24 protein-coding genes are annotated in these 24,462 nt (G+C 61.9%); 9 read left to right on the top strand and 15 right to left on the bottom strand.

The window, feature by feature from the left end; genetic code table 11:
* The 7 genes from G489_RS0109980 to G489_RS19970 form a co-directional block, all read right to left on the bottom strand.
* The coding region (locus tag G489_RS0109980) for an SDR family NAD(P)-dependent oxidoreductase (RefSeq protein WP_029041430.1) at nucleotides 1–557 on the bottom strand (557 nt) is incomplete at its 3' end.
* A 73-nt stretch (nucleotides 558–630) separates the two neighbouring features.
* Complete coding sequence (locus tag G489_RS0109975) at nucleotides 631–2,064, bottom strand: M81 family metallopeptidase (protein WP_029041429.1); 1,434 nt, start codon at nucleotides 2,062–2,064, stop codon at nucleotides 631–633.
* Between the two features lie 26 nt (nucleotides 2,065–2,090).
* Nucleotides 2,091–4,121 carry a beta-galactosidase trimerization domain-containing protein gene (locus G489_RS0109970; protein ID WP_051332511.1) on the bottom strand — a complete coding sequence of 677 codons (2,031 nt, stop codon included), beginning with the start codon at nucleotides 4,119–4,121 and terminating at the stop codon, nucleotides 2,091–2,093.
* A 32-nt stretch (nucleotides 4,122–4,153) separates the two neighbouring features.
* Entirely contained in the window at nucleotides 4,154–5,266 is a 1,113-nt protein-coding gene (locus G489_RS0109965; RefSeq protein WP_029041427.1) for an ABC transporter ATP-binding protein, read from the bottom strand.
* A 2-nt stretch (nucleotides 5,267–5,268) separates the two neighbouring features.
* The gene (locus G489_RS0109960) at nucleotides 5,269–6,114 is read right to left on the bottom strand and encodes a carbohydrate ABC transporter permease (protein ID WP_210162601.1); all 846 of its coding nucleotides are present in this window, start codon (nucleotides 6,112–6,114) and stop codon (nucleotides 5,269–5,271) included.
* A 3-nt stretch (nucleotides 6,115–6,117) separates the two neighbouring features.
* Complete coding sequence (locus G489_RS0109955; RefSeq protein ID WP_051332510.1) at nucleotides 6,118–6,990, bottom strand: carbohydrate ABC transporter permease; 873 nt, start codon at nucleotides 6,988–6,990, stop codon at nucleotides 6,118–6,120.
* A gap of 143 nt (nucleotides 6,991–7,133) precedes the next feature.
* Entirely contained in the window at nucleotides 7,134–8,432 is a 1,299-nt protein-coding gene (locus G489_RS19970) for an ABC transporter substrate-binding protein (RefSeq protein WP_051332509.1), read from the bottom strand.
* A gap of 435 nt (nucleotides 8,433–8,867) precedes the next feature.
* Between G489_RS19970 and G489_RS0109945 the strand changes: the two genes are divergently transcribed.
* The 4 genes from G489_RS0109945 to G489_RS19965 all read left to right on the top strand — a co-directional run bounded on the left by G489_RS0109945 (nucleotide 8,868) and on the right by G489_RS19965 (nucleotide 13,047).
* Nucleotides 8,868–10,001 carry an ROK family transcriptional regulator gene (locus G489_RS0109945; RefSeq protein WP_029041424.1) on the top strand — a complete coding sequence of 378 codons (1,134 nt, stop codon included), beginning with the start codon at nucleotides 8,868–8,870 and terminating at the stop codon, nucleotides 9,999–10,001.
* A gap of 1 nt (nucleotide 10,002) precedes the next feature.
* Complete coding sequence (locus tag G489_RS0109940) at nucleotides 10,003–10,983, top strand: ROK family protein (RefSeq protein WP_081691506.1); 981 nt, start codon at nucleotides 10,003–10,005, stop codon at nucleotides 10,981–10,983.
* Between the two features lie 223 nt (nucleotides 10,984–11,206).
* A complete protein-coding gene (locus G489_RS0109935) occupies nucleotides 11,207–12,085 on the top strand; it encodes a glycosyltransferase family 2 protein (RefSeq protein ID WP_029041422.1) in 879 nt (292 codons plus the stop codon).
* Between the two features lie 104 nt (nucleotides 12,086–12,189).
* Nucleotides 12,190–13,047: a mechanosensitive ion channel family protein gene (locus G489_RS19965; protein WP_162142423.1), complete on the top strand. Its 858-nt coding sequence runs from the start codon at nucleotides 12,190–12,192 to the stop codon at nucleotides 13,045–13,047.
* 8 nt (nucleotides 13,048–13,055) lie between these two features.
* Here the strand turns inward: G489_RS19965 and G489_RS0109925 are convergent, their stop codons facing one another.
* From G489_RS0109925 to G489_RS19960, 6 genes are all read right to left on the bottom strand, one after another.
* Entirely contained in the window at nucleotides 13,056–13,805 is a 750-nt protein-coding gene (locus tag G489_RS0109925) for a GNAT family N-acetyltransferase (RefSeq protein ID WP_029041421.1), read from the bottom strand.
* 103 nt (nucleotides 13,806–13,908) lie between these two features.
* A complete protein-coding gene (gene msrA / locus G489_RS0109920; protein WP_029041420.1) occupies nucleotides 13,909–14,523 on the bottom strand; it encodes a peptide-methionine (S)-S-oxide reductase MsrA in 615 nt (204 codons plus the stop codon).
* A 459-nt stretch (nucleotides 14,524–14,982) separates the two neighbouring features.
* Nucleotides 14,983–16,548 carry a 2-isopropylmalate synthase gene (locus G489_RS0109915; protein ID WP_029041419.1) on the bottom strand — a complete coding sequence of 522 codons (1,566 nt, stop codon included), beginning with the start codon at nucleotides 16,546–16,548 and terminating at the stop codon, nucleotides 14,983–14,985.
* A gap of 335 nt (nucleotides 16,549–16,883) precedes the next feature.
* Nucleotides 16,884–17,087 carry a hypothetical protein gene (locus G489_RS0109910; RefSeq protein ID WP_155889357.1) on the bottom strand — a complete coding sequence of 68 codons (204 nt, stop codon included), beginning with the start codon at nucleotides 17,085–17,087 and terminating at the stop codon, nucleotides 16,884–16,886.
* Nucleotides 17,088–17,089: 2 nt separating this feature from the next.
* On the bottom strand, nucleotides 17,090–17,305 hold the full coding sequence (locus G489_RS0109905) for a hypothetical protein (RefSeq protein WP_029041417.1): 216 nt from the start codon (nucleotides 17,303–17,305) through the stop codon (nucleotides 17,090–17,092).
* A 419-nt stretch (nucleotides 17,306–17,724) separates the two neighbouring features.
* Nucleotides 17,725–18,867 carry a pyridoxal phosphate-dependent aminotransferase gene (locus tag G489_RS19960; protein WP_035872316.1) on the bottom strand — a complete coding sequence of 381 codons (1,143 nt, stop codon included), beginning with the start codon at nucleotides 18,865–18,867 and terminating at the stop codon, nucleotides 17,725–17,727.
* 362 nt (nucleotides 18,868–19,229) lie between these two features.
* Here G489_RS19960 and G489_RS19955 point away from each other — a divergent pair, with 362 nt between their 5' ends.
* From G489_RS19955 to aat, 5 genes are all read left to right on the top strand, one after another.
* Nucleotides 19,230–20,129 carry a DsbA family protein gene (locus tag G489_RS19955; protein ID WP_051332507.1) on the top strand — a complete coding sequence of 300 codons (900 nt, stop codon included), beginning with the start codon at nucleotides 19,230–19,232 and terminating at the stop codon, nucleotides 20,127–20,129.
* Between the two features lie 109 nt (nucleotides 20,130–20,238).
* On the top strand, nucleotides 20,239–20,679 hold the full coding sequence (gene aroQ, locus G489_RS0109875; protein WP_029041414.1) for a type II 3-dehydroquinate dehydratase: 441 nt from the start codon (nucleotides 20,239–20,241) through the stop codon (nucleotides 20,677–20,679).
* A 41-nt stretch (nucleotides 20,680–20,720) separates the two neighbouring features.
* On the top strand, nucleotides 20,721–21,218 hold the full coding sequence (accB, locus tag G489_RS0109870) for an acetyl-CoA carboxylase biotin carboxyl carrier protein (RefSeq protein ID WP_029041413.1): 498 nt from the start codon (nucleotides 20,721–20,723) through the stop codon (nucleotides 21,216–21,218).
* Between the two features lie 8 nt (nucleotides 21,219–21,226).
* A complete protein-coding gene (gene accC, locus G489_RS0109865; protein ID WP_029041412.1) occupies nucleotides 21,227–22,576 on the top strand; it encodes an acetyl-CoA carboxylase biotin carboxylase subunit in 1,350 nt (449 codons plus the stop codon).
* An 86-nt stretch (nucleotides 22,577–22,662) separates the two neighbouring features.
* Nucleotides 22,663–23,301 (top strand): leucyl/phenylalanyl-tRNA--protein transferase, encoded by a 639-nt coding sequence (gene aat / locus G489_RS0109860; protein WP_029041411.1) that lies wholly within the window; start codon nucleotides 22,663–22,665, stop codon nucleotides 23,299–23,301.
* On the opposite strand, the gene G489_RS0109855 is transcribed toward aat, so the two are convergent.
* The gene (locus G489_RS0109855) at nucleotides 23,298–23,828 is read right to left on the bottom strand and encodes a hypothetical protein (protein WP_029041410.1); all 531 of its coding nucleotides are present in this window, start codon (nucleotides 23,826–23,828) and stop codon (nucleotides 23,298–23,300) included. The genes aat and G489_RS0109855 overlap by 4 nt on opposite strands.
* On the bottom strand, nucleotides 23,825–24,415 hold the full coding sequence (locus G489_RS21830; protein ID WP_051332506.1) for a TetR/AcrR family transcriptional regulator: 591 nt from the start codon (nucleotides 24,413–24,415) through the stop codon (nucleotides 23,825–23,827). The genes G489_RS0109855 and G489_RS21830 overlap by 4 nt, the downstream gene beginning before the upstream one ends.
* Between the last annotated feature and the right edge of the window lie 47 nt (nucleotides 24,416–24,462).

Genomic DNA, 24,462 nt, shown 5'->3' with positions numbered 1-24,462 from the left:
TGTTCGAGCGAGGGGGATTCCACCGTCCCCGGGCACACCGCATTGCAGCGGATCCCCTGCTTGATGAAGTCCGCCGCCACCGACTTGGTCAGCCCGATCACCGCCGCCTTGCTGGCCCCATAGGAGAACCGGTTCGGCGCCGCGATCACAGAAGACGCCACCGAGGACATGTTGATGATCGAGGCCCCGCCATTCCCGATCATCCCCGGCAGATAGGCCCGGATGATCCGGTACATCGCCGTCACATTGAGATCGAATGTGAAGGCCCATTGCTCCTCGTCGCAATCAAGGATCGAGCCGCTGCCGACAAAGCCGGCGCAGTTGAACAGCACATCCACCGGCCCGGTCCGTTCGACCGCCGCCGCGATCTCGCCGGGCTCGCGCACATTGAACCGGAACGTCTCAAGCCCCTCCGACGCCAACTCGGCCAGCGCCTCTTCATTCACATCCGTCGCAAAGACACTCGCCCCTTCGCGGTGCATCGCCAAGGCCGAGGCCCGGCCAATCCCCTGCCCCGCCGCCGTCACAAGACAGCGCTTCCCATCCAGTCGTCCCATAAAATCTCCATTCCGGCGCCGGGCGACCCCGATGCCGTCTTAGCCTTGAGCCTAGCTTGTGAAAGCGTTCAGGTCAGCGGCCGCTGGCCTGAACGGCAACCTCTGGGGCCCAGTCGAAATCCCGGTCCCAGGGAAAAGCCGGGCCAGTCTTGTGGCGTCGTTCGAGCCGCGCCACGTCCTGATCGACCACCCCGGGGGTCAGCGCCATCAGGCTCGGATTGGCAATCGGCGCCAGTTCGGGCGACAGATAGCCCGACTTCACCACCACGATCCTGGCCTTGCGCGGATCGAGCCCGAGCTTGGTAAAGTCCGCGATATTGTGGAACGGCCGCCGCCGGGCGGTCACAACGAGATCCACGCCTTCCACGCGCAAAACTGCTTCCCGGCCCATGGGGTCGTCGGTTTCAAGAAGAAACACCACCTCGGCGGCAATCGCCACCGGCGCGCTCGACGGGTCGAGCGTCCCGCCAATCGACAGGCGGATGCGCCCGCCAACGCCTGCCTCATACGCCATGTCGGTCGCCGGTTTGTCGGTGATTCCGGCAAGCACGGCATCCTGAGCATGGGCGTCAAGGAGCGCGGCGAGCACATCCGCCCTGTCACCCACTCCGCCGCCGGTGGGATTGTCACCGGATTCGGCGAGAACCACCGGTCCGGTCGGGGACGTCACGGCCATCTGCACGCATTCCTGCAGTGTTCCGGTGGTTGTACCGAAGTCGAATTGCGTGCGGGCGTCCCAGTAGCGCTGGGCGAGCCCGGCTGCCGCCTTCGACATGGCGCCGATATCCGTGCCGGTCACGATCGCCGCTGCTGTTGCGCGCGGCTCGTCCGCCCAGACATAGCCAACCTGAAACGAGGCATCCCAGATGCCTTCAGGCGCTTCGACATCGGGCAACGAGGCGTAGAGCGACTTGGCCGGCTCGTCCTCTGTGCTGGTGCGTTCGCCCGGCAAAAGCACGGGGACCTTCGCCCACACTATATGCGGCCGCACACCGTCATTGAGGCAGCGATGCAGCATGGCGACGGCGCGCCGCCGCGTCTCTTCCTCGTCGATATGCGGCGCGGTGCGGTAGGTGGTGAAGATGTCGAGCCCGTCGATGACCGCCTGCGAAACATTGCCATGAAGGTCATAGCTCGCGGCAATGGGAACACTCGGACCGACAACATCGCGGACAGCGGTGATGAAATCGCCCTCGGCATCGAACATGCCCTCGACGAACATCGCGCCATGCATGGCGAGATATACCCCGTCGAGCTGTCCCGCCGACCTGAGACCTTCCACGACCTCGGCCTTCCACCCCTCATAGGCTGACCGGTCGACCGGCCCGCCCGGCACCGCGGTGCCATAGAGCAACGGAACATAGTCCGCGGGATAGTCCCGCAGGAAACCGAAATGCGGATTGCCGAGCAGCCCCTCACCCCTCATCAGGGTGAAATGCTCTGCCCGTGTGACCACCGGGTTATAGGTGCTGCATTCGATGTGCAAACCCGCAACTGCAATGCGCATTCTGGCCTCTTTCTGTCCTTCGGCGATCAACCGCGCGATATGGCGACCATCTGGTGTCCGACTACCGACGGCACGGCGAAACGCAATTCGCCATCTGCCTGGGTGAACTCGATTGAAGTGCCCTGGGGCGCCAACGAAACACCGCTGACCGACTGCCCCTCAGGCAGCTTGACCGCAACCGCGATGTCCCGCAACTCCGGCAGGTCCTGGATGATCTCGATGGGCGAACCGCGGAAGCTGCCGCGAAGCTGCGGCGTGGCATAAAGAAGGTGCAGGATCGAGCGGTTCTCGCTGTCTTGGTCGCGCAGCGTCACTCGCCCGCCGACCGGCAGATTGGGCACCGAAACCATGCGATCACCATCGAGCATCATGTCGATGGTGTTCTCCAGGACTTCGCGGATCGCTACCGGGCCGTGCCGGAAATAGATCGAGAACAAGGGGTGCGCACAATAAGCGATATTGCCCTTGCGCACGCCGGCCGCAAAACCCGAAGGCTGGGTATTGTAGGGCGTGTTCATATGCCCGTTGAATGCCTTGTGGGTGCGGTTGAAATACGGGTCATGGATCATCCCCAGCACCTGCCCGTCCGTCGCCTCGAGCCGGACCGAGGGCTCGTAAAGGAACATCGGATCGGTAACGAAATCAGGCCGCACCGCCCGGTCATAGACCGCATAGTCCCACTGGCAGGGGCTTTCCCCGGCGGTGACACCGCCAAAGTCGAACAGGGGTTCGAGCGTGTCGGGATCAAGCCCGGACCGCCCCGTCAGCAACAGCCGCCCGCCCTGATCGACATAGGCCTGCAATTTGCCCCGCAGCGCATCACCGATCCTGGCCTCGTCGGGCACGATGATGAGCTTGTAGCCGTCAAACGCGGCCTCGGTATCGATCACATCGAATAACCGGTGCCCTTCGAGCAGCAGGCGAGAGCAACCCTCGTCCGCGGTATTGTTGACCGCCTCCGGCTCCCAGCTATGCACCTCGGGGATATTGATGGCGCGCACCGACAGCATGGCGATCTCGGCCACGTTCCTTGTGCCTTCGCACCAGGGTTCCTTGGCCTCGACCTCGGCATAAGCCGGCGCGATCACATCATAGGTTGTATCGGTCGCTGCACCGGACGGGTGCAGATGGTCGCCAATCGAGCACTTGGCGCCATGCGCCAGCATGAAGGCGCATTCATAGCGCAGCGCATCGGGATGCTTGTAGGCGCCGAATTCGCCCCAGGTGGTGTGGAACTTGCCGGTCATGCCGAGATAATCGGCCCCCAGCGTTTCGGCATATTTCGCCCCGATGGGGAAATGATCGTAGCCCCAGCCGCCTGTCGGCAGGGATTCAAGCTCGAGATGGGTGTCGTGATTGAGAATATCCCGATCCCCGAGCGCCAGGTTCCCGTGATTGTGGAACACGCGCATATCCGGGTTCGTCACCTTGGCCGCAGCCACGGTACGCCGCAGATAGTCCTGTTTCACCTTCGCGGCATGGGTCAGCCGGTCGGCTTCGCTCGTCCAGTCGAGCCCCATCTCCTTCATCTGTTTGAGCGCCGATGGGCTGCAGGACGGATATTGATGGGCGATATCGAGGAAGATGCCGTCGCAATCGGAGAACAGGGTCGCGACCTCCGCGATCTGGTCCTCGAGGAAATCCATGAACGGGGTCGAGAAATCGAGGAGCCCCCAGCGCACTACGTCCGGGTCGCCTTCATTGCCGCCGGCAAACAGGAACTTGCCTTCAGGGGTGATCACCCGCCATTCGGGGTGCTCGCGGCAGCTGAGTTCATCCCAGGCACTGGTGATGTAGATCGGGACTTTGATGCCGGCGGATTTGAGCGCGTCATATTGGGCGCGAAGCAGGTCGAACTGAAGGTTCGGATGCCGCCGCCCGACCTTGCCGTCATAATAGTTCCAGCCGTGATGGCAGCGCGCGAACAGCGTCACAGAATTCACATGCGCACGCTGGAACGCTTCAACGAACTGCTTGGGATCGAAATCCTGCCCGACCTCGGGAATGGCCTCGGAAGTATGGAAGTCGAGATGGATCTGGCGATAGGCCATGGACATAAGAGAGTTCCCGAAAAACTGGGTGTTGGTGATTAGGCGTCGGTCGCGTGCTGGCGCGCGATCGGCAAAGACAGGCCGTTGCCGTCAAAGCCATGAAGCCGCGCAGCGGCAGGCTTGAGCCAGATGGCCTCGCCATCCTTGAGCTGATGCTGGCCGGTCTGGATCATGGTGACCTGGGTGTCCCCCTCGAGCATGACGAATGTCACGGTTTCGCGGCCGAGCTGCTCGGCATGGACGACCTGACCAGCCATCCCCTCGCCTTCGGCAACCACATCCCAGCCATCGGCCCTGATGCCGATCTCGATCTCGGCACCCTCGGCAACCGAAAGGGCCTCGCCATCGACGATCTCCACCGCAATGCTGGTGCCAAGGATTTCGAATGTAGCCGTTGCGTCGCGCAGCCCGGTGACCCTGGCCGGCAGGAAGTTCATCTTCGGCGTGCCGAGGAACCCTGCAACGAAGCGGTTGACCGGATTGTTGTAGAGCTCGAGCGGCGAACCGACCTGTTCGATGTAACCGTCCCGCATCACCACGATCCGGTCGGCCATGGTCATGGCCTCGACCTGGTCATGGGTCACATAAATGCTGATCGCGCCCTGCTGGCGGTGCAGCTTGATGATTTCGAGCCGCATATGCGCGCGCAGATCGGCATCGAGGTTCGACAAGGGTTCGTCGAACAGGAACACTTTCGGTGCCCGCACAATCGCACGGCCGATGGCAACGCGCTGGCGCTGCCCGCCCGACAGATCCGCCGGACGCCGCCCGAGATAAGGCTCGAGCTTGAGGATCTCGGCAGCCGCATTCACCTTGGTGGCGATATCGGGCTTCGATACCCCGGCCATCTTGAGCGCGAAACCCATGTTCTCGGCCACCGTCATATGCGGATATAGCGCATAGTTCTGGAACACCATCGCCACGCCACGCTGATCGGGCTCAAGCCCGTTGATCGGCGTACCGTCGATGGCGATCGTGCCGCCCGAGATGTCCTCAAGCCCGGCGATCGAGCGCAGGAATGTGGACTTGCCGCAGCCCGATGGGCCCACAAAGACGATGAATTCATTGCCTTCGACATCGAGGTCGAGGCCGTGCAGCACTTCGGCGTCGCCATAGCGTTTGACGAGGCCGTCAATCTTGAGTTCGGTCATGATTATTTCCCCATCCCCGCCATGGATCTGATGAAGTATTTCTGGAAGGCGACGAACGCGGCCAGCAGCGGCAGCGAGCCGATGGTGATGGCCGCCAGCATGCCGGGCCAGTTGGTCGCGTATTGGTCACGGAAGCGCACGAGCCCGAGCGGCAGCGTCTGAACCTCGGGCGAAGTCATCACGATCGTGGCGAGCAGGAATTCGTTCCAGATGCTGACCAGATTGAAGATCGCCACCGACACCAGGATCGGCTTCGAAAGCGGCAGCACCACGTGCCATAGCCGGCGCCACGGCCCGCAGCCGTCGAGCTTGGCCGCCTCTTCGAGCTCGGTCGGAAACTCGTAGAAGAACGAGTACATCAGGATGATCGAGAACGGCAGCCCGAACGCCGCATAGGGCAGGATCAGACCCGCATGGGTGTTGAGAAGCCCGAAGTCGCTCAAAAGCACATAGATCGGCACCAGCACCGCGTGCATCGGGATCGCGAAGCACAGAATGATGATGAGATAGAGCCCGCGCCGGAACGGGAAGTTGAGCCGCGTCAGCGCATAGGCTGCCATCGCCGAGATGACAACGATGAGCGCAACCGAGAAGCCCGAGACGATCACCGAGTTGAAGAAATAATCCCTCACCCCGTCGTCCCATGCCGTGATGAAGGTGCCCCAGTTCGGGTCTTTCGGCAGCGCGATCGGATCGGTGAACATCTCGCGATTGGTCTTGAGCGCACCCATCACCACCCAGGTGAGCGGCAAAAGGATCAGGAGCGAATACCCGATCAGGAACAGGTGCATCAGCCAGGCGAGCTTGCGCGTTTTCGGAAACATGGTCGTGCTGGTTGTCGCGCTCATGGCTTACTTCCGGATCATGCGGTGCTGGATGACGCCGAAGATCAGGGCGATGCCGAGGAACACCACGCTCATGGCGTTGGCATAGCCGATATTCGAGAACTCGAAGGCGTTGCGGAAAATGTAGGAGGCCAGCACCTCGGTCGCAGTGCCCGGCCCGCCATTGGTCAGGACATAGACAAGGTCGAACACCTTGAAGGCCCCGATGACGGTCAAAAGCACACAGGTGACGATGACATTGCGGATCGAGGGCAGCGTGATGTTGATGAAGGCGCGGATGCCCTTGCACCCGTCCATGCGCGCCGCCTCATAAAGCTCCTCGGGGATCGACTGCATGCCCGCAAGCAGGATCACCATCATGAAGCCGGTATATTGCCAGGCGCCGACAAAGATCGTGCCGACCAGCGCCAGGTCCGGCTCGCCGAGAATGCCGTTGCGCGGCATCGGCACACCGAAAAGGCTCATCCAGTCGGTGATGGGACCGATATTCGGGTCTAGCATCAGCCCCCACAACAAGCCGATGGCCGCGGTAGACACCACGATCGGCGCGAAGATGATGGTGCGATAGACGACGCGGAAGCGGCGCACCCCGTGATCGAGCAGCGCGGCGAGGACGAGCCCCATGCCGACCTGCAAGACGATCGAGAGCACCGCGAAAATCATGTTGTTGACCAGCGCCTGCCAGAAGACCCGGTCACTGCCCATTTCGGCGAAATTGGCGAGGCCTATGAAGCGCTGGGGTCCCCCGAATACTTCCTGCTGGAACAGCGACCACACGAACACCTGGCCGAGCGGCAGGAAGATGAAGCCGCCCAGAAGGACCAGCATGGGAAAAAGCAGGAGAAGCGCCGAGACCGGTTCCCGACCTTTTGAAAACATCGAAAAGCTCCCTCTTGGCGCAGATTGCGGGGAAATCGGTCCGGCCCTGAGGCCGACACTCCCCGGGGGTTGGGGTCAGCAGATGGGCCGCCGACCCCCGGGGAGGAGATGGAGCGCTCCGCCCATGGGGGCGGAGGCCATGATTACATCGAAGCCTTGATCTTGACGGCTTCGTCGTGGATCTGGGCCATCAGGTCCTCAGGCGAGGTCCGGCCGTCGATCACGTCCTGGATGCCGCGCTTATAGATGTCCACGAGCTTGCCGTGCAGGTCGACGTCGAGGATCGGGGCAAAGCCGTCATAGTTCGGCAGGTCGGCCACGACTTCCTGGATGGTCGGGTGCACCTGGTCGGCATATTTCGACACGTTCTCGCCATTGAGCGGGATGCGGGCAGCCTTGACGAGGCGCTGTGCCTGCACTTCCGGGGTCAGCAGCAGTGCCACGAAGTCCGCAGCCAGTTCCTTGTGCTCGGACTTGGCCGAAATCTGGAAGCCTTCGGTCAGACCCAGAATGTAGTTCTGATTGGCTTCCGGAGCATCGGAGATCGCGGGGAACGGGGCGATCGAATAGCCGCCTTCCATGCCCTGGCTGTCGAAGGAAGATGCGCACCAAGTGCCGCAATAGTCGGAGGTGCCGCCGCCGGTGGTGAAGACGACGTCGGACATGTCCGCGGTGGTCGCGTTCACGCCGCTCTGGAAACAACCTTCGTTTTCCATGCGGGCGATCAGCTCGAGCGCCTTGACGTAGCCCGGATCGGTGAACAGCTCGTCTTCGGGAGCCTGCAGGCGCATATCGGCCAGCATCGCTTCCGGACCGACATACTGCGAGGTCAGCATCGAGACGTAGTGAATGCCGCGCCACTGGTCCTTGTTGCCGAGAACCGTGAAGGCCACGTCCGGATCGATTTCGCGAACGGTCTTGCACATCTTGAACATGTCATCGGTGTTCTTGGGGAACTCGAGGCCATGCTCTTCATAGAACGCGGTGTCGTAATACATGTAGACCGCGATCGAGTGGGTCGGCACGCCGTAAACGCGGCCATTGACCGAGAACGGGCCCAGCATGCCTTCGCCAATGTGACGCAGCCAGCGGTCCTCGCCCATATCGGTGAGGTCGGCGGCAAGGCCATTGCGGGCAACGGAGGCGGAATCTTCTGAACCCCAGTTGAAGAACACGTCGGGGCCGTTGTTCGAGGCCAGCGCGACGGCCAGGCCCTTTTTGTAGGATTCGCCGTCGAAGGTTTCGAACTTCACGGTTACGCCGGGATGCTCTTCCTCGAACTGGGCGATCACTTCATCCCAGTTCTGGTTCACGCCCTCGCTGGTCGAGGACAGTTCCCAGACTTTCAGCTCCTGGGCAGCGACCGGCGCGGTCGAAAGCGCCGCGGCGACGGCCAGCGCACCGAGCCCCTTGATCAGCGAGCCTGTGGATTGTGCAGGCATTCAAAATCTCCCTTTTGATGTCCCGTGGTCGCCTAAGGCACCTGCCCCGGCTCCACTGCGCTTCATACTGGTGACATATTTTTCACAGGTCAATCATAATTCCAGCTTTTTTATTCACTTTGTGAATTAAACTAATTGCAGGACCCCCAAAAGCCGTGACACAATGGAACCATCGATATGATTTGGTACAGAAAACGGCTTATGTCGCTTGGTTTTAGGCCAAACAGGCTCAACGGTCGCATGGGTGACTCTGACGGTCGGCACGGGCGAAACCCGTCCGAAACCGGCCGGAATTACGCCTATGGGGCAGCAAAAACCGTTTGATTTGGTTCAGTGACTGATAGAAACCTGAAAGCAACAGACCGTGTGAGGGACAGGGCTGCAGCATCGCCGGAAGGCGGAGCGGCTGGAATACGGTCTGCAAGGGGAGCGAATATGTTCAGCGCGGCGCAGCGATCGCTGATCTCATTGATCGCCACGAGCGGGCCGGTCAGCCGTACCGATCTCGCTGCCGCCCTTGGTTTGTCCAAGGCCGCCTTGACCACCCTCGCCCGCGCCCTGCTCGATGAAGGCCTGATCCGCGAGGAACGGCATTCAAATGCCGTGTCCCGGCAGGGCCGCCCGCCGGTCATGCTCGCCATGAACCCGGACTACGGTTATTTCGCCGGTGTTTCCATCGCGCTTGAAGAGCCTGTCATCGTGCTCGTTGACCTCAAGGGCGAAGCGGTTGCACGCATGGCCATCGCCCCTTCCGGCGATCCTGATACGGTCGCGGCCCGCATCGCCGACGCCATTCCCGAAATCGCCGGCAAGGCCCGCATTGATGCAACCCGGATTCTAGGCATCGGGGTCGCCATTTCCGGCCTTGTGGATCCTCACCAGCAGACCTGCCTGCGCTCCGCACTTCTGGACTGGCAGAACGTACCCCTCGCCGCCCTGATCAGCGAAAAGAGCGGCCTGCCCGCCTATCTCGATAACGATGCCAACACCGTTGCCACCTGGGAGCGCCTTTTCGGCCGCGCCCGGGGCCTCGATGATTTCGTTGTCCTGACCATGGGCGACGGGATCGGTTGCGCCTCGATCATCGATGGGCGCCTGCATCGCGGCCACCATGGTGGCGCCGGCGAAGTCGCCCACACCACTGTCGAAATCGACGGTCGGCCCTGTAAATGCGGCAAGCGCGGCTGCCTCGACACCGTGGCTTCACGCGAGGCCGTGTTGTTTGCCGCCCGCGAAGCGGGTCTCGACATTGCCCATGTCGCCGAGATCGAGCAGCGCGCCGCACGCAATGATTCGCTGGCGCTGCAGGTCATCCACCGCGCCGGCACCGCGCTTGGCATGGTGATCATGCAGATCGTTCACATCAATGACCCGGCCATGGTTCTGGTGCTCGATCCGGTCGGCGCCATCGGCTCGCTCACCCGCGCCGCGATTCGCCAGACTCTCACGACAACTGTTCTCCCCGACATGGCCGAAGGGCTCGATTTGCGTTTCGCCGACGCGCCCGAGGACTATTGGTCGAAATCCGCGGCCAGCGTGGCCGCCCACAAATTCTTTGTACCGGCCTGACATGGTAACTCTCGACACTCAGGACAAAGCGATTATCACCGACGCACCTGCCCTGCCCGCCTGTGCCATCTGTTTCGATATCGGCGGGTCGACCGTCAAGACCGCGCTCGCACATGGCGGCGGTGCCGACCCGGTCACCGGCCTCACCCCATTGGGACGCCAGCCGACACCGTTGAACGATCTGGGTGATTTCGCCGCTGTCATCGAAAAGCAGGTCGAACTGCACGCGCCCGACCCGGCGCTGCCGATTTCGATCTCGATCACCGGTGTCATCGATCCCGAAACCGGCATCCTGACCTGCGCCAACATTCCCTGCGTCGATGGCATTGCCCTCGCCGACCGGCTTGCCGAGCGGCTGGGCCGACCGGTGCAGGTCAACAATGATGCTGCCTGTTTCACCATCGCCGAGGCGCGCCGCGGCGCCGGGCGCGGATACCCCATCGTGTTCGGTGCCATTCTCGGCACGGGAGTCGGCGGCGGCCTCGTCATCAACGGGCGATTGGTCCAGGGTGCTGGCGGCTTTGCCGGAGAATGGGGTCACGGCCCCATTGCGGCCACCCTTGCCGGCGATCCGCCGGTCGATATTCCGCGCTTTGCCTGCGGCTGCGGGCAAAAGGGCTGCGTCGACACCATTGGCGGCGCGCGCGGCCTCGAGCGCCTGCACTCCCATCTTCATGGCGTGACTCTCACCAGCCGCGAGATCATCGATCGGTGGAATGCCGCAGATCAAAGCGCCGCGCGAACGGTGGAGGTCTTTGTGGACCTCGTCTCCGCGCCGCTCGCCACGGTCGTCAACATTGTCGGCGCCCATATCGTGCCGGTTGGTGGCGGCCTCGCCCGCGCAGAAAACCTGATCGAGCGGCTCGACGAAGAAGTGCGCAAGAAAACGCTTTACCGGTTCGACCGCCCGCTGATCGTTCGTGGCGACTGCCAGGTCGAACCCGGCCTTGTCGGCGCGGCCCTCATCGCCACCGGCAACTGAGCCTCAACGCCCCTAACCGGCCATCGTATCCGGAACAGCTTTGGGGGTTGCCGGCCCGCCACACCGGTGACCCAAAGTCTCCATATCGCTTTGAAGCCTTGTCAAAATATAGCGCCATCGCTTACCAGCAAGGACCGGGCAGACTGCTGCCTGGTCGTCTGGCGGGCCCGACCGGGGCCGATCGCCCAGCCTCCTTGGAAAACAGGGAAAGGAACCGGCCAAAATGGTCGAATGCAGCGCCATTCTCGTCGCCCCTGCCGGCCGCAGCGCGCTGGGCGCCTGCGTCGACGCGCTGCTTCCGCAAGCGGACGAAATCGTCGTTGTGCATCGCGGCGCCAGCGCTGATGCCGCGCCCGACCTGCCCGAGAGCGAGAAAATCATCCTCGTTTCCCTGCCTGCCGATACCGGCCTTGGCGCAGCGCTCAATGCCGGTGCGAAGGCCGCCAGCGCCGACAAGGCGCTGGTGTTCATCGATCCCGACTGCATCCCCGCCGCGCGCGCCATCGAATGGCTGTTCAAGGTCATGTCGGCCGAACCCAATATCGGCGCTGCCGGCGGATTGCTGCTGAACCTGGCCGGCGAACAGGAGCAGCCCGGGAGCCGAATCGTGCCGCCTGGCGCACTGGACACGCTTGCCCAGGCCTTCGGCCTCAAGGATCCCTACACCCGCCCGGTCGCAGGTGACCTGCCCACGAGCCCGGCAACGGTCGAGGCTCTCGCCCGTCATGCCTTGATGATCCGCAAGCCGGTCTTCGAGCAGATCGGGGGCTGGAACGAAGACCTCCGGATCGAAGCCACCCATCTTGATCTCTGCGACCGCATTCGCCAGCACGGATGGCGGCTGCTTTTCGTGCCAGGGGCGCGCTTCGCCGACTTCGCAGACGACACGAAAAAAACGGCCGCAACGACTGAAACCGTTCAGAGATTCGCCGACCGCAGCCGCTATTACCGTGCCGTGCCGGCCCGCCGCCATACTTTCGCGGTCAACTGGCTCGTCATCGCGCTGATCTGGCTCGGATTCTCGCTGTGGTGGATCCGCCATATCGCCACGGTCCTGTTCCACAAGGCATCGAACGCCGTCAGCAAGGCTTCGAGGCGCTAGCCACACCATTCCGCCCCCCGCGGCTTGCATCAGCCCCGCCGCACAATAAGATCAGCCCCCAAAGACCGCCATTTCCTCCGCTTATGCTGCCGACAGGTTCGACCGTGACCGAGCTCACCCAGACACTTATCGATTTCCTTCTCGCATACGGGCCGGGAGTCCTCACCGCCATCCTGGTGATCTTCGCCGGCTGGTATATTTCGGGCTGGCTCGGCAAGAACCTGTTGAACCTGCTGCCCAGGACCAGCACCATTGACGAGACCATTCGTCCACTGCTGACCCAGCTCATCCGCTACGGCATTCTTGTCGTTGCGATGATCATCGCGCTCGGCGAACTGGGCGTGCAGACCACCTCGATCCTGGCCGTGCTGGGCGCCGCCGGCCTCGCTGTGGCCCTCGCCTTGCAGGGCACGCTGTCCAATCTCGCTGCCGGGATCATGCTGATCTGGCTGCGCCCGCTCAAGGTCGGCGAATATATCGATGCCGAAGGGGTCGGCGGCACGGTTATGGAAATCGGCCTGTTCGCCACCCGCTTCCAGACCGCTGACGGGCTCTATGTCTTCACCCCGAATTCCACGGTCTGGGCGGCGACCATCACCAATTACAGCCGCGAGGCGACCCGGCGCCTCGATATCATCGTCGGCATTGCCTATGACGCCGATATCGCCAAGGCCAAACAGGTACTCCTCGACGTCGCCAATTCCGACATGCGGGTCCTCTCGGACCCTGCCCCGCAGATCTACGTCAATGCGCTCGGTGCCAGCTCTGTCGATATTCTGGTGCGTGTTTGGACCCCGACGGTCGATTACTGGGACCTCAAATTCTTCCTGACCGAGCAGGTGAAGCTGGCCCTCGACGAGCATTCGATCGAGATCCCATTCCCCCACGTCCGCCTTATCGCGCCCGAACTGGAGCGGCGCGAAGCCGCGGACGCGGCAGAGAGCGGCAATCCCGAGGACTGAGCGGTCCCTCAAAGACCCAGTTTGTCGAAATCGCGCGGCAGCAGATAGGTGTACGTCAGCAATTCACCCTGCTTGACAACCGCATAGGTCCCGTAGGGGGTCGGAGAGCGTTCGCGGATATCCTTGGCCGTTGAAAGCCTGATCTCCGAGAAATTGAGCCCCCTGAGCTTGGCCCTTTCGGCCACCGCTTTCACCGCGTCGTCGGTATAAGGACACTGATCGGTCCGAAAGACGCCAAGGCCTTCGGGAATCGCTTTGGCCTTTTCGGCCCAACGGCCGGATAGCCGCGGCATCCGCGCATCGTCAGCGAAGCGTTTCACCATCAGATCGAAGCTTGGCTCGGCCGTCTCAACGCTTTCATAGCCATGGCCGGCCAGCAGGTCCGGCCCCATCAGCCAGGTGTGGCCGCTTGTCAGCGCGGCAACGCCCTTGAACCCGCGTTCCTTTGCCGTTCGCTCGACTTCCTCAAGCAGGACTTTTCCAAAGCCCATGCCCTTGGATTTGCCAACCACCCACAGACAGTGAATGACCATGAAGTCCTTGGCACCATCGATCGCCCGCCACGCAAAGTCACCGGGAATAAACTCGACGAACCCCCGCTCCCCGTCACCGAGGAGACGCATCTCAAGCCCCTCTTCGAAGCGTTCGGCGAGCCACGATTTCTTCTGTTCGTAGCCCGGCTTTCCTCGTGCGCTCATTTTGCAGAAGAAACCGGTCTTCTCGACATTCTCCGGTGTGACGGTAATCAGCTCGACCATGCTGCCCTCCATTTGAATAGAGGCAGAATGCCAAATAGTACGGGCGCGGCCTTGACCGGGATCAAGCACCGCGCCCGCTGGAATCGGGAATTGGTGTTGGGGCCTATTTGATGCCCTTATAGGCCAGATCGCCCCAGACCTGCCGAACGCGATCGTCACGCCCGCAGCGCGAGCGGTAGAAATTGTACCGGACCGCGTTGGTCTTGTAGTAATTCTGGTGATAGCCCTCCGCCGGATAGAACTCCGGGGCGCGAATGATGCGCGTCACGATATTGCGCGTCAGGTCCTTCTGGACTTCGGCCTTGCTGGCGCGGGCCGCCGCGAGCTGTTCCGGGCCAATGGCGAAGATCGCGGTCTTGTAGCTGTCCCCCCGGTCACAGAACTGTCCCCCCGGATCGGTCGGATCGACCGAGTGCCAAAAGGCGGTCAGCAATTCCTCATAGGTCACGCGCGAGGGGTCATAGGTGACCTCCACGGCCTCATAGTGCCCGGAATTGCCGTGGCTGACCTGCTCGTAGGTCGGGTTCTCGATGTCGCCGCCGATATAGCCCGACACGGTCTTGGTCACCCCGGGCACCTTGTCGAAATCTGCTTCCACGCACCAGAAGCACCCGCCGGCGAAGATCGCCTTCTCCGCGGCCTGCGCAGACCCCGCTGCGGCCAGCGCCATGAGCGCCATCAGGGCAATTATGAATGGACGGAACAATCTGACGGTCATCTGGAACTCCTTGTGGCAAGACTCGCTCGTAAAGACCTGCTCGTGAAAAGGCCCCTTGCTGACACCGGCCTAACAGGTTCCCGCCGCCCCGATCCACCGCCTCGCGCCGCGTTCACGCAGCTTTGTAATCCGGTTCATCACACCTGCAACCGAGCGGGTACGCCCTAAAAGGTCGAGGCACCGAACGCTTCACACCCGCATCTCTGAAGATGTTTGATCCATATGCTGGAAACCAGTCCAGTATAAACCCGGCGATCAATTTGTGAATAAAGAGCAGATAAATCACCGGTATTGCGGAAAGTGCGGTGGAAATTTTGGAAATGATAGAATTATCTAGCGTTGAAAAACCATCTAGACAGTCGGGAGACTGAAAGTTTTTTGGGTTTACCCCCTGAACACCCCCAAAACTAAGGGCGGCCAGAAGGCCGCCCTTTTTTCTCGTCCAACCGTGAGATGGGACTAGCCTGCCATCGCGCCCTGCGCCGCGTGGCCACGCTCGACCAGCAGACGGTTATAGGCGTTGAGATAGGCGCGGGCCGAGGCCAGCAGCGTGTCGGGTTCCGCTGTACGGCCAGAGGCGATCCGGCCATCCATTTCCAGCCGCACATGCGCATTGGCCTGCGCATCCGTGCCGCCGGTCACCGCATCGACGCCGTAATGAACCAGCCGCGGCTCGCCGCCGACAGCTTTCTTGATGGCATTGAAGATGGCATCCACCGAGCCGGTCCCCTGAACCGCGACGTCCTTGTTCTCACCGCGGATCGATAAGGTCAGATCGCAGCGATGGGTGCCTTCGGTCGTCGTGACCACGCTCATCGAAACGAGCTTGATGGCGTCCTCATGAGTGTGGATTTCATCATCGATCAGCGCCGCAATGTCGTCGTCATAGACATGCTTCTTGCGGTCGGCGAGGTCCTTGAAGCGGGTGAATGCCTCCTGGAAGGCGTTCTCGCCCAGATCGTAGCCCAACTCCTTCAGCTTCTCGCGGAAGGCGTGGCGGCCCGAATGCTTGCCCATGACCAGCGAGGTCCCTTTGATCCCGACGCTTTCGGGCGTCATGATCTCATAGGTCTCGGCATTCTTCAGCATGCCGTCCTGGTGGATCCCGCTTTCATGCGCGAACGCGTTCTTGCCCACGATCGCCTTGTTGTACTGCACCGGGAAATTGGCGGCGCCAGCGACCAGCTTTGATGCACGGGCGATGTGCCTGGAATTGATATTGGTGTGATAAGGCATCCGGTCCGCGCGTGTGGCAAAGCCCATCACGACCTCTTCAAGCGCGGCATTGCCGGCGCGCTCGCCCAGCCCGTTGATCGTGCATTCGATCTGGCGGGCCCCTGCCCGGACCCCGGCCAGCGAATTGGCGACCGCCAGTCCCAGATCATTGTGGCAATGGGTGGAGATCACCGCCTTGTCGATATTGGGCACATTCTCGATGATCCCGCGCACCATCTCGTAATATTCCTCCGGCACCGCATAACCCACGGTGTCGGGGAAATTGATGGTCGTCGCGCCCGCCTTGATCGCCGCTTCGATGCAGCGATAGAGGAAGTCCGTCTCGGTCCGCGTGCCGTCTTCGGGCGACCACTCGACATCGTCGGTATAGTTGCGTGCCCGGGTGACCGAGGAAATCACCTTCTCATAGACCTGGTCGGGCTCCATCTGCAGCTTGAACTTCATATGCAGCGGCGAAGTTGAGATGAAGGTATGGATCCGGCTTTGCTTGGCGTGCTTGATCGCTTCGGCAGCCCGGTCGATATCCTTTTCATGCGCCCGTGCCAGCCCGCAAATCACCGCGTTCTTGGCCCGCCGGGCAATCTCGGAAACGGCCTCGAAATCGCCATTCGAGGCAATGGGAAACCCGGCCTCGATAATGTCGACGCCCATATCGTCGAGCGCCTCGGCGATCTGCAGCTTTTCTTCGAGCGTCATCGAGGCGCCGGGCGATTGCTCGCCGTCGCGCAAGGTGGTGTCGAAGATTCGAACCTGTTCGGTATTGTGGGTTTCGGTGGTGGTATCGCTCATCGTCTTATCCTGAAACATGCGGCGCCTGCGCCGCGCCTTTTGCAGCTGTGGCTCAGTCATCCCCTAAACACCCGCCCTCACGTCAAGAAGGGCCTGCCGGTGCTCAGGGGCAGATAAGGAGAAGCGATAGCGTCCGGAGCGCGGCGAAGCCCCGGCCCCGCTGTTGGGCGGCGCCGGCCTGGCAATCAAAGGTTTCTCGCAATCCGTTCATTGATCCGGGAACCTGAAGTCGTCACGCAATTAAGTCTCGCGCGGCAGTGTTAACAATTCCGCACCGCCGCGCAATACCGAATTCCCGACACAAAGGCAAACTCTGTTCGGGCCGCAGGGGCTCCTCAGGCGCCGCCGGGCATCGGCCCGCGCCGTGCCGTCGGGCACACCCGCCGCTCATGAACTGTGGCCTCGCGTTGCCGCTCCGCTTCGATCTCTGCCTTGACTGCCGACATGTCGAGCGCCGCGGCACGGCTGATCAGTTGCGGTAGCTCCTCACGCGATTTTGCCGAAAGCGGGCCGCAGAAAAGGCCCACTTCTTCACGCATGATCATGACCGCCGGCAAATTGCCCTCAGCCCGAATGCCGACCGGATTTCGGGCGCCGCGGCCACATCCACCAACCCGGCCTGCCAGGCCCCGGGGGTGTCACCAAGCGTTGCGCCAAGCGCCAACGCTTCTGCGGGTGCATCGTCGTGAAAGAAGATGAGAACGTTGGAATTCTCGGCGATGAATTGCGGCATCCGCGCCGCTTCGACCGTCATCATGGCAAACCTTCCCTTCGCCCGCCGCAGCGGGCCGTGGTCCTGCCTATGACAAGTCTAGCGCAGCGCAACTGCCACGCAAAGGGCGGCATCGTTGCACGTTTTCCCTCCCTTCGTCACCCTCGGGCTTGACCCGAGGGCCCATGAGGCGCCGCAACAGGATCAGCGGTCGCGCATGGTCACCGCGGTTTCCCGCGTGTCATCTCACCATGGATGCTCGGGCCAAGCCCGAGCATGACGACGGGAAAGAAGTGAGGACCCAACCTAACATCCAGCGCCATCCCACCGATCTCTGACTCGGACCGGCAGGCTCGCGAGAACCTGCGTCAATCATAGGCTTGAAACGAATGGAGACAAACTGAAGGAGCCGGCCCCTCGCTCAATGCGGCATGGGCCGGCTCCGCCCCTCAGTGTTCTGTTACTCAGCGGCCCCTGAGATAATCGGCCATGCGGGTGAGCGCCCCCTCGATCACCGGCCGGTCGCTGGCAAAGGAGATGCGCACATAGCGGTGGCCATTGGTGCGGTCGAAGTCGACGCCCGGCGTGACCGCCACATCGGCATTCTCAAGAAGCTCGCGGCAAAAGGTAATGGAATCGTTCGAGAACCGGGTGATGTCGACATAGGCATAGAACCCACCATCGCCGCCATGCGGCGTCTCGAAACCGATATCCTCGAGCCCCTTCACCAGCACATCCCTGTTTGCCCGATAGCGTTCGCGCTGCGCATCGTAATAGGCGCGCTCTTCAAGCGCGGCCATCGCCGCCACCTGCGAAGGCGTCGGCGCCGAAATGAACATCGACTGCGCCAGCACCTCGGTCTGCCGCACGCAATCGGGCGGCATCACCATCCAGCCGATCCGCCAGCCGGTGAGGCAGTAATATTTGGAGAAGGAGTTGATCACCACCGCATCGTCGGTGATCTCGAGCGCACTCGTGCACGATCCGGAAAAATTGAGCCCGTGATAGATTTCGTCCGAGATCAGCCTAATGCCTAATCGGGTGCAATAATCAATGATCTCGGCAAAGCGCTCGCGGCCCACCATCGCCCCGGTCGGATTGGCAGGCGATGCCAGCATCAGCCCGGCGAGCCCGTGTTCCTCGTGTGCGGCTGCGAGCGAGGCCACATCGAGACGCCAGTCATCCTGCGGCTTGAGTTCGATCTCCACCGGCTCGAAACCGAGCCCGGCCAGAATGTTCACATAGGCCGGATAGCCGGGCCGCGTCACGCCGATCTTCGCCCCATGCGGAAAGCAGGCAAGAAACCCCAGGATAAAGGCCCCCGAAGAGCCTGTTGTCACCACGATCCGGCCGGGATCGAGGTCAACATCATGCTGGTTGCGATAGTAACCCGCAATCGCCTCGCGCAGCGCCGGCAGCCCCTTGGCCGCCGTGTAACCCTGCCGTTCCTGTTCGAGGTGACGGGCGACGGCTTGTTTGACAGCGGGCGCCGGGGGCGAACACGGTTCGCCGATCTCGAGATGCCGGATGCCCCTGCCCTCCGCTTCAAGCTCTGAGGCTTGCGCAAAAATATCGAGGGCCAGAAAGGGCTGTAATCCTTGCAACATCGAACACCCGCATCGCGCTTGTTAAGAGCGCCACTCATAACGCGGCGCGCGGCGAATTGACACCCCAAACACACACGGAAAACGCATCTAAACGGGCAGAATTGCTGACCTTTCTGGGCTTTGAGCGCTGGATTTGCGCGCCAAACGCATCAATGCGCATGTCGACGCACAAGAAACGCCAGTCTTGGGCAACCGGCGCGGATTCCAACCCGTTGCCGCCTGCTGCCCCAACTTCACCGAAATTTGAGGATTGAAGCTAGGATATCGAAAGCCGCTGGTGGTAAGCCAGATACAACCACCGCCGACGATCAAACGCCTTGTCCATGTTCACGCATGCCGGGGCGAACCCGATAAGGACTGACATGACTGCCATTGCCCTGCCCCGGTTCGATCTTTCCCGCGTCGCCGCCTTGATGGCGGCCGCTCTGCTTGCCTTGGCAAGCCTTGTCAGCCTGTCGATGACGGCGCCGGCGCTCGCCGATGACACGCTCTCCGAGTCGGATGTCCGCGCCATCGTTACCGAAATGCTCGATGATGAACGCGCCAAATGGGAGGCCGATCAGGTCCGGCAGGACTTCACCGAACTCGATCCGGACGTCCTGCACCCGATGATCGAATCCTATCTCATGGAGAACCCCAAGCTTCTCCAGCGCATGTCGGTCGCGCTCGAGACCCAGCTGAGGCAGGAAGAGGCCGAGCGGTCCCGCGTGGCGCTGGCGAGCTACGAGACCGAAGTGTTCAACAATCCCGGCGATGTGGTCATCGGCAACCCGGATGGCGACGTCACCCTGGTCGAGTTCTTTGATTACAACTGCCCCTATTGCGCAGAATCCGTACCCGACCTCATGCAGCTGATCGATAGCGACCCGAACCTGCGCATCGTCCTCAAGGAATTTCCGATCCTCAGCCAGGAATCGCTGGAAGCGGCCCGCATCGCCTTCCTCGTTGCCGATACCGATGTCGACTATTTCGACTTCCACGCCCGCCTGTTCTCGACCCCGGGCAAGATCGGGCGCGAGGCCGCGCTCAATGCCGCGGCCGATCTGGGATTGAGCCGGGTCGATCTTGAGCTGCGCATGGAATCCCCGGAAGTGAACCAGGCGCTGCAGGACAATTACGCCCTCGCTCAGGGTCTGGGTCTGTCCACCACCCCCACCTTCATACTCGGTGACGAGATCATCCGTGGGGCGCTGGGCTATGAACTGCTCAAGCAAAAGATCGACAATGTCCGCGCTTGCGGCAGCACGGCTTGCGAAGGCTGACTGCCCACAACCGGCTGACCCGCATGGCACGGATTTCTTTGCGTTTTGCACGGAATTGCTTTAGTGCCGCTTGAACGGCGCCCCTCGCCGATGAAACAAGCTGGCTGCGATGGCTGACACCATTCACATCCTCAACGGGCCCAATCTGAACATGTTGGGCAGCCGGGAGGCCGAGATTTACGGAACCGTCACGCTCGACGACGTGCGCGAGGCCTGCACCGATGAAGGTGCGCGGCTTGGCGTCGACATCGTCTTCGAGCAGACCAATTCCGAAGGCACGCTTGTGGATCTGATCCAGGCCACGCGTGACAATGCCAGCGGTGTTATCATCAATCCGGGCGCCTACAGCCACACCTCGATCGCCATTCACGACGCCCTGAGGGTCGTCGATCTGCCGGTTATCGAGGTCCATATCTCCAACATCTTTGCGCGCGAACCGTTTCGCCACCATTCCTATGTCTCGCCGGTCGCGACCGGCGTGATTTGCGGTCTGGGCGCAACCGGTTATATCCTCGCGGTTAACGCGCTGGCTGCGCAGTTTTCACATTAAGGTTCACATCGCCCATGTCCGAGGGGGAAGGAAATCACGCCATGCCGAAGGGCTCTCAGATCGACCGTGACTTGATCCGCACAGTAGCGGAATTGCTCAATGAAGCGGATCTGGCCGAGATCGAAATCGAGCAGGATGACTTCCGCTTGCGGGTGACCCGTTCGCTGGCCACCGAAACCGTTCAATATGTCTCCGGCGCTCCTGCCGCCGCGGCACCGGCTGCACCCGCACCGGCTGCAGCCGCACCGGCACCTGCTGCCCCGACACCCACCGCGGCACCCGCCGAAGGCGATCTGGCTGCCCACCCGGGCACCCTCACCTCGCCCATGGTCGGCACGGCCTATCGCTCGCCCGAACCCGGCGCGGCGACCTATGTTGAAGTCGGCGACCGCGTGACCGAAGGTCAGACCCTCCTCATCATCGAGGCGATGAAGACCATGAACCAGATCCCCGCCCACAAGGCCGGGACGATCAAGCAGATCCTGTTTGATGATGCACAGCCGGTTGAGTTCGGCGCACCCCTCGTGGTGATCGAATAGGCGGCGCTATGTTTTCCAAGGTCCTGATCGCCAATCGCGGCGAGATCGCCCTCCGCATCCTGCGGGCCTGCAAGGAGCTCGGTATCCAGACCGTTGCCGTCCACTCGACGGCCGACGCCAATGCCATGCATGTGCGCCTTGCTGACGAAAGCGTGTGCATCGGCCCGCCGCCGGCGCGCGACAGCTATCTCAATATTCCCTCGATCATGGCCGCCTGTGAGATCACCGGCGCCGATGCCGTGCATCCGGGCTATGGCTTTTTATCCGAGAATGCCCGCTTCGCCCAGATCCTGGCCGAGCACAACGTGACCTTCATCGGTCCGACCGCCCGGCACATCGAGATCATGGGCGACAAGATCGAGGCCAAGAACACCGCCCGCGAACTCGGCATCCCGGTTGTGCCCGGCTCCGATGGCGCCGTGACCAGCGAGGCCGATGCCAAGCGCATCGCCGCCGATATCGGTTATCCGGTGCTCATCAAGGCTGCCTCCGGTGGTGGTGGCCGCGGCATGAAAGTCGCCAAGTCCGAGGCCGAGATCGGTCACGCTCTGGCCAATGCCCGCTCCGAGGCCAAGGCCGCCTTTGGCGACGACGCCGTCTATATCGAAAAATATCTTGCCAAGCCGCGCCATATCGAAATCCAGGTCCTTGGCGACGGCAAGGGCAAGGCGGTTCATCTGGGCGATCGCGACTGTTCGCTCCAGCGCCGCCACCAGAAAGTCTGGGAAGAGGCCAACAGCCCGGCCCTGACGCCCGAGCAGCGCGCTGAAATCGGCGATGTCTGCGCCAAGGCCATGCAGAAGCTGCAATATGCCGGCGCCGGCACCATCGAATTCCTCTACGAAGATGGCGAATTCTATTTCATCGAGATGAATACCCGCCTTCAGGTCGAGCACCCGGTCACCGAGCGCATCACCAATCTCGATATCGTCTACGAGCAGATCCGCATCGCCGCCGGCGAGCCGCTCAGCGTCACCCAGGAAGAGATCACTTTCTGGGGTCACGCCATCGAGGTGCGCATCAACGCCGAGAATGCCGAGACCTTCGCGCCTTCTCCGGGCAAGATCACCCACTACCACCCTGCTGGCGGGGTTGGCGTACGCATCGATTCCGGTGTCTATCAGGGCTATGTCATTCCGCCTTATTACGACAGCCTGATCGGCAAGCTCATCGTGCATGGCCGCAACCGGCCCGAATGCCTGCAGCGCTTGCGCCGCGCGCTCGACGAGTTCATTGTCGATGGAATTCAGACCACCTTGCCGCTGTTCCAGCGGCTGGTGAACGAGCCCGACATCATCGCCGGCAATTACGACATTCACTGGCTCGAGAAATATCTAGCCAAGAAAGACGCCGCCTGAGCCGATAGGGTATGAAGCCCCGGCCTTCCGGGCGGCGCCAATCGCAAACAACGATCGACGGGGCGTTTCGCCCCGTTTTCGGCACCATGGCTGAACACGACCCTTTTGCCCTCTCGCTGACGCCGGAGCTCGTGCTGCGTGCCTACGCGCATGGCGTTTTCCCGATGGCCGAGGGCGCTGATTCCGAGGATCTTTTCTGGGTCGATCCGGACCGGCGCGGCATCATCCCGCTCGATGGCCTCAAGGTCTCCCGCTCGCTCAGGAAACGCATTCGCAATTCCGGCTTCACGGTGAAGGTCGACACCGATTTCGACCAGACCATCCGGGCCTGTGCATCGGTGGGCTCGGATCGGCTCGAGACCTGGATCAACGAAGATATCATCGCCATCTATGGCACCCTTTTCGACGAGGGTTTTTGCCACACGGTCGAGGTCTGGGACGGCGACGAGATGGTCGGCGGGCTCTATGGTCTCGCCATGGGCGGCGCCTTTTTCGGGGAATCCATGTTCCACAGCCGCACCGACGCGTCGAAGATCGCTTTGGTGCATCTGGTCGAGCGGCTCAATGCAGGCGGGTACACCCTGCTCGATGCGCAGTTCATCACCGATCACCTGCGCTCACTCGGCGCCATCGAGATCTCGCGCGTCGAGTACCACCAGCGTCTCGGCGAGGCATTGGCCCGGAAGGGCGATTTCTCCGCGATCGACCGGAAGCAGGAAACCTAGATGCCACCCTTGCGGGGCCGGATCAGATTGGCGAGATAGATTGTCTGCGCCAGGATCACACCCGCAATCAGCGCCAGCATCCACCACGGCATGGCCTGCCCACTCACCAGAACACCCATCGCCGCACCCACGATGACCACCACGGTAACTCCGGCATAGATCCAGGTGGCCCTGATGCTCTTTGCGCGTGTTTCTGCGTGATCTTCCTCTTCGGTGTCATCGAGGTAGCGCGGTCCGACAAAGCCTAGATAGAGCGCTTGCAAGACCGCCGACACCATGAACCCGATGACGGCCCAGTCGATCAGAAACACCAGCAACACCCCGCCGGCGAACATGAAGAACGAAACCACGAACCAGTAGGCCGCTCGCCGCGTCTCCCGTTTCGGGGTGGGCTCAAGCGTGATCTTTTGGAGGGCCCTGTCGAGCATCACATCGGTCGCAATCGCCCGCGAAAGCGCAATCCCGCCAAACACATAGAAAAGCCCCGCGACCCGCAGGACGACTTCAAGCACAAGCGCCAGCGTCATGCCTTCACCGCCGAACCGGCCTTCAACCCATTGAGCGCCACCGTGATCGTGGTGTCCTTCTCCGCCTCGCCGCCTCCGGCCAGCCCCTTGATGTGCAGGCCAAGATCAAGCGAGTAGAGCATCTTGCCCATATCTTCGGGATCAACCGCTCCACTCACCTCTCCGCGCGCCTGGGCAGCGCGGATGTTCTCCACGTAAAGCGCTTCGATCTCGCCGGCGGTTGCCTGTGCCTGAGCAAAAGCCGGTTGAGGCACGGTGTCGCGTTGGGTGAGCGTGTTGATCATGAAGCATCCATAATAGTCCGAGCCATATTCGAGCGAACGCAGTGACGCTTCGATATTGGCCAGCCCCTTGGGCTCCTTGTCGAGGAAGAGACGGTATTCGTCCACCAACGCTTCGGTGAACATGGACAAGGCAGCGCAGAACAGTCCGGCCTTGCCCTCGAACTCCTTGTAGAGACTGAAGCGGTTGAGCCCGGTCGCTTCAACCAGCGCGCTCAGATGCGCACCCTCATAACCGAACCGCCAGAACGCCTCCATGGCGCGCTCGATCACAGCATCACGGTCATAGGTCTTGGGCCGGCCCATCGCATCTCCTCGCCGCTTCTGCTTATCGCGTGCGGCGGATGACATCA

The sequence above is a fragment of the Cucumibacter marinus DSM 18995 genome (genome assembly GCF_000429865.1).
GTDB classification, from domain to species: Bacteria; Pseudomonadota; Alphaproteobacteria; order Rhizobiales; family Devosiaceae; genus Cucumibacter; species Cucumibacter marinus.
Note: the sequence above shows the minus strand (reverse complement) of the source record. Positions and strands in the feature narration are given on the sequence as shown.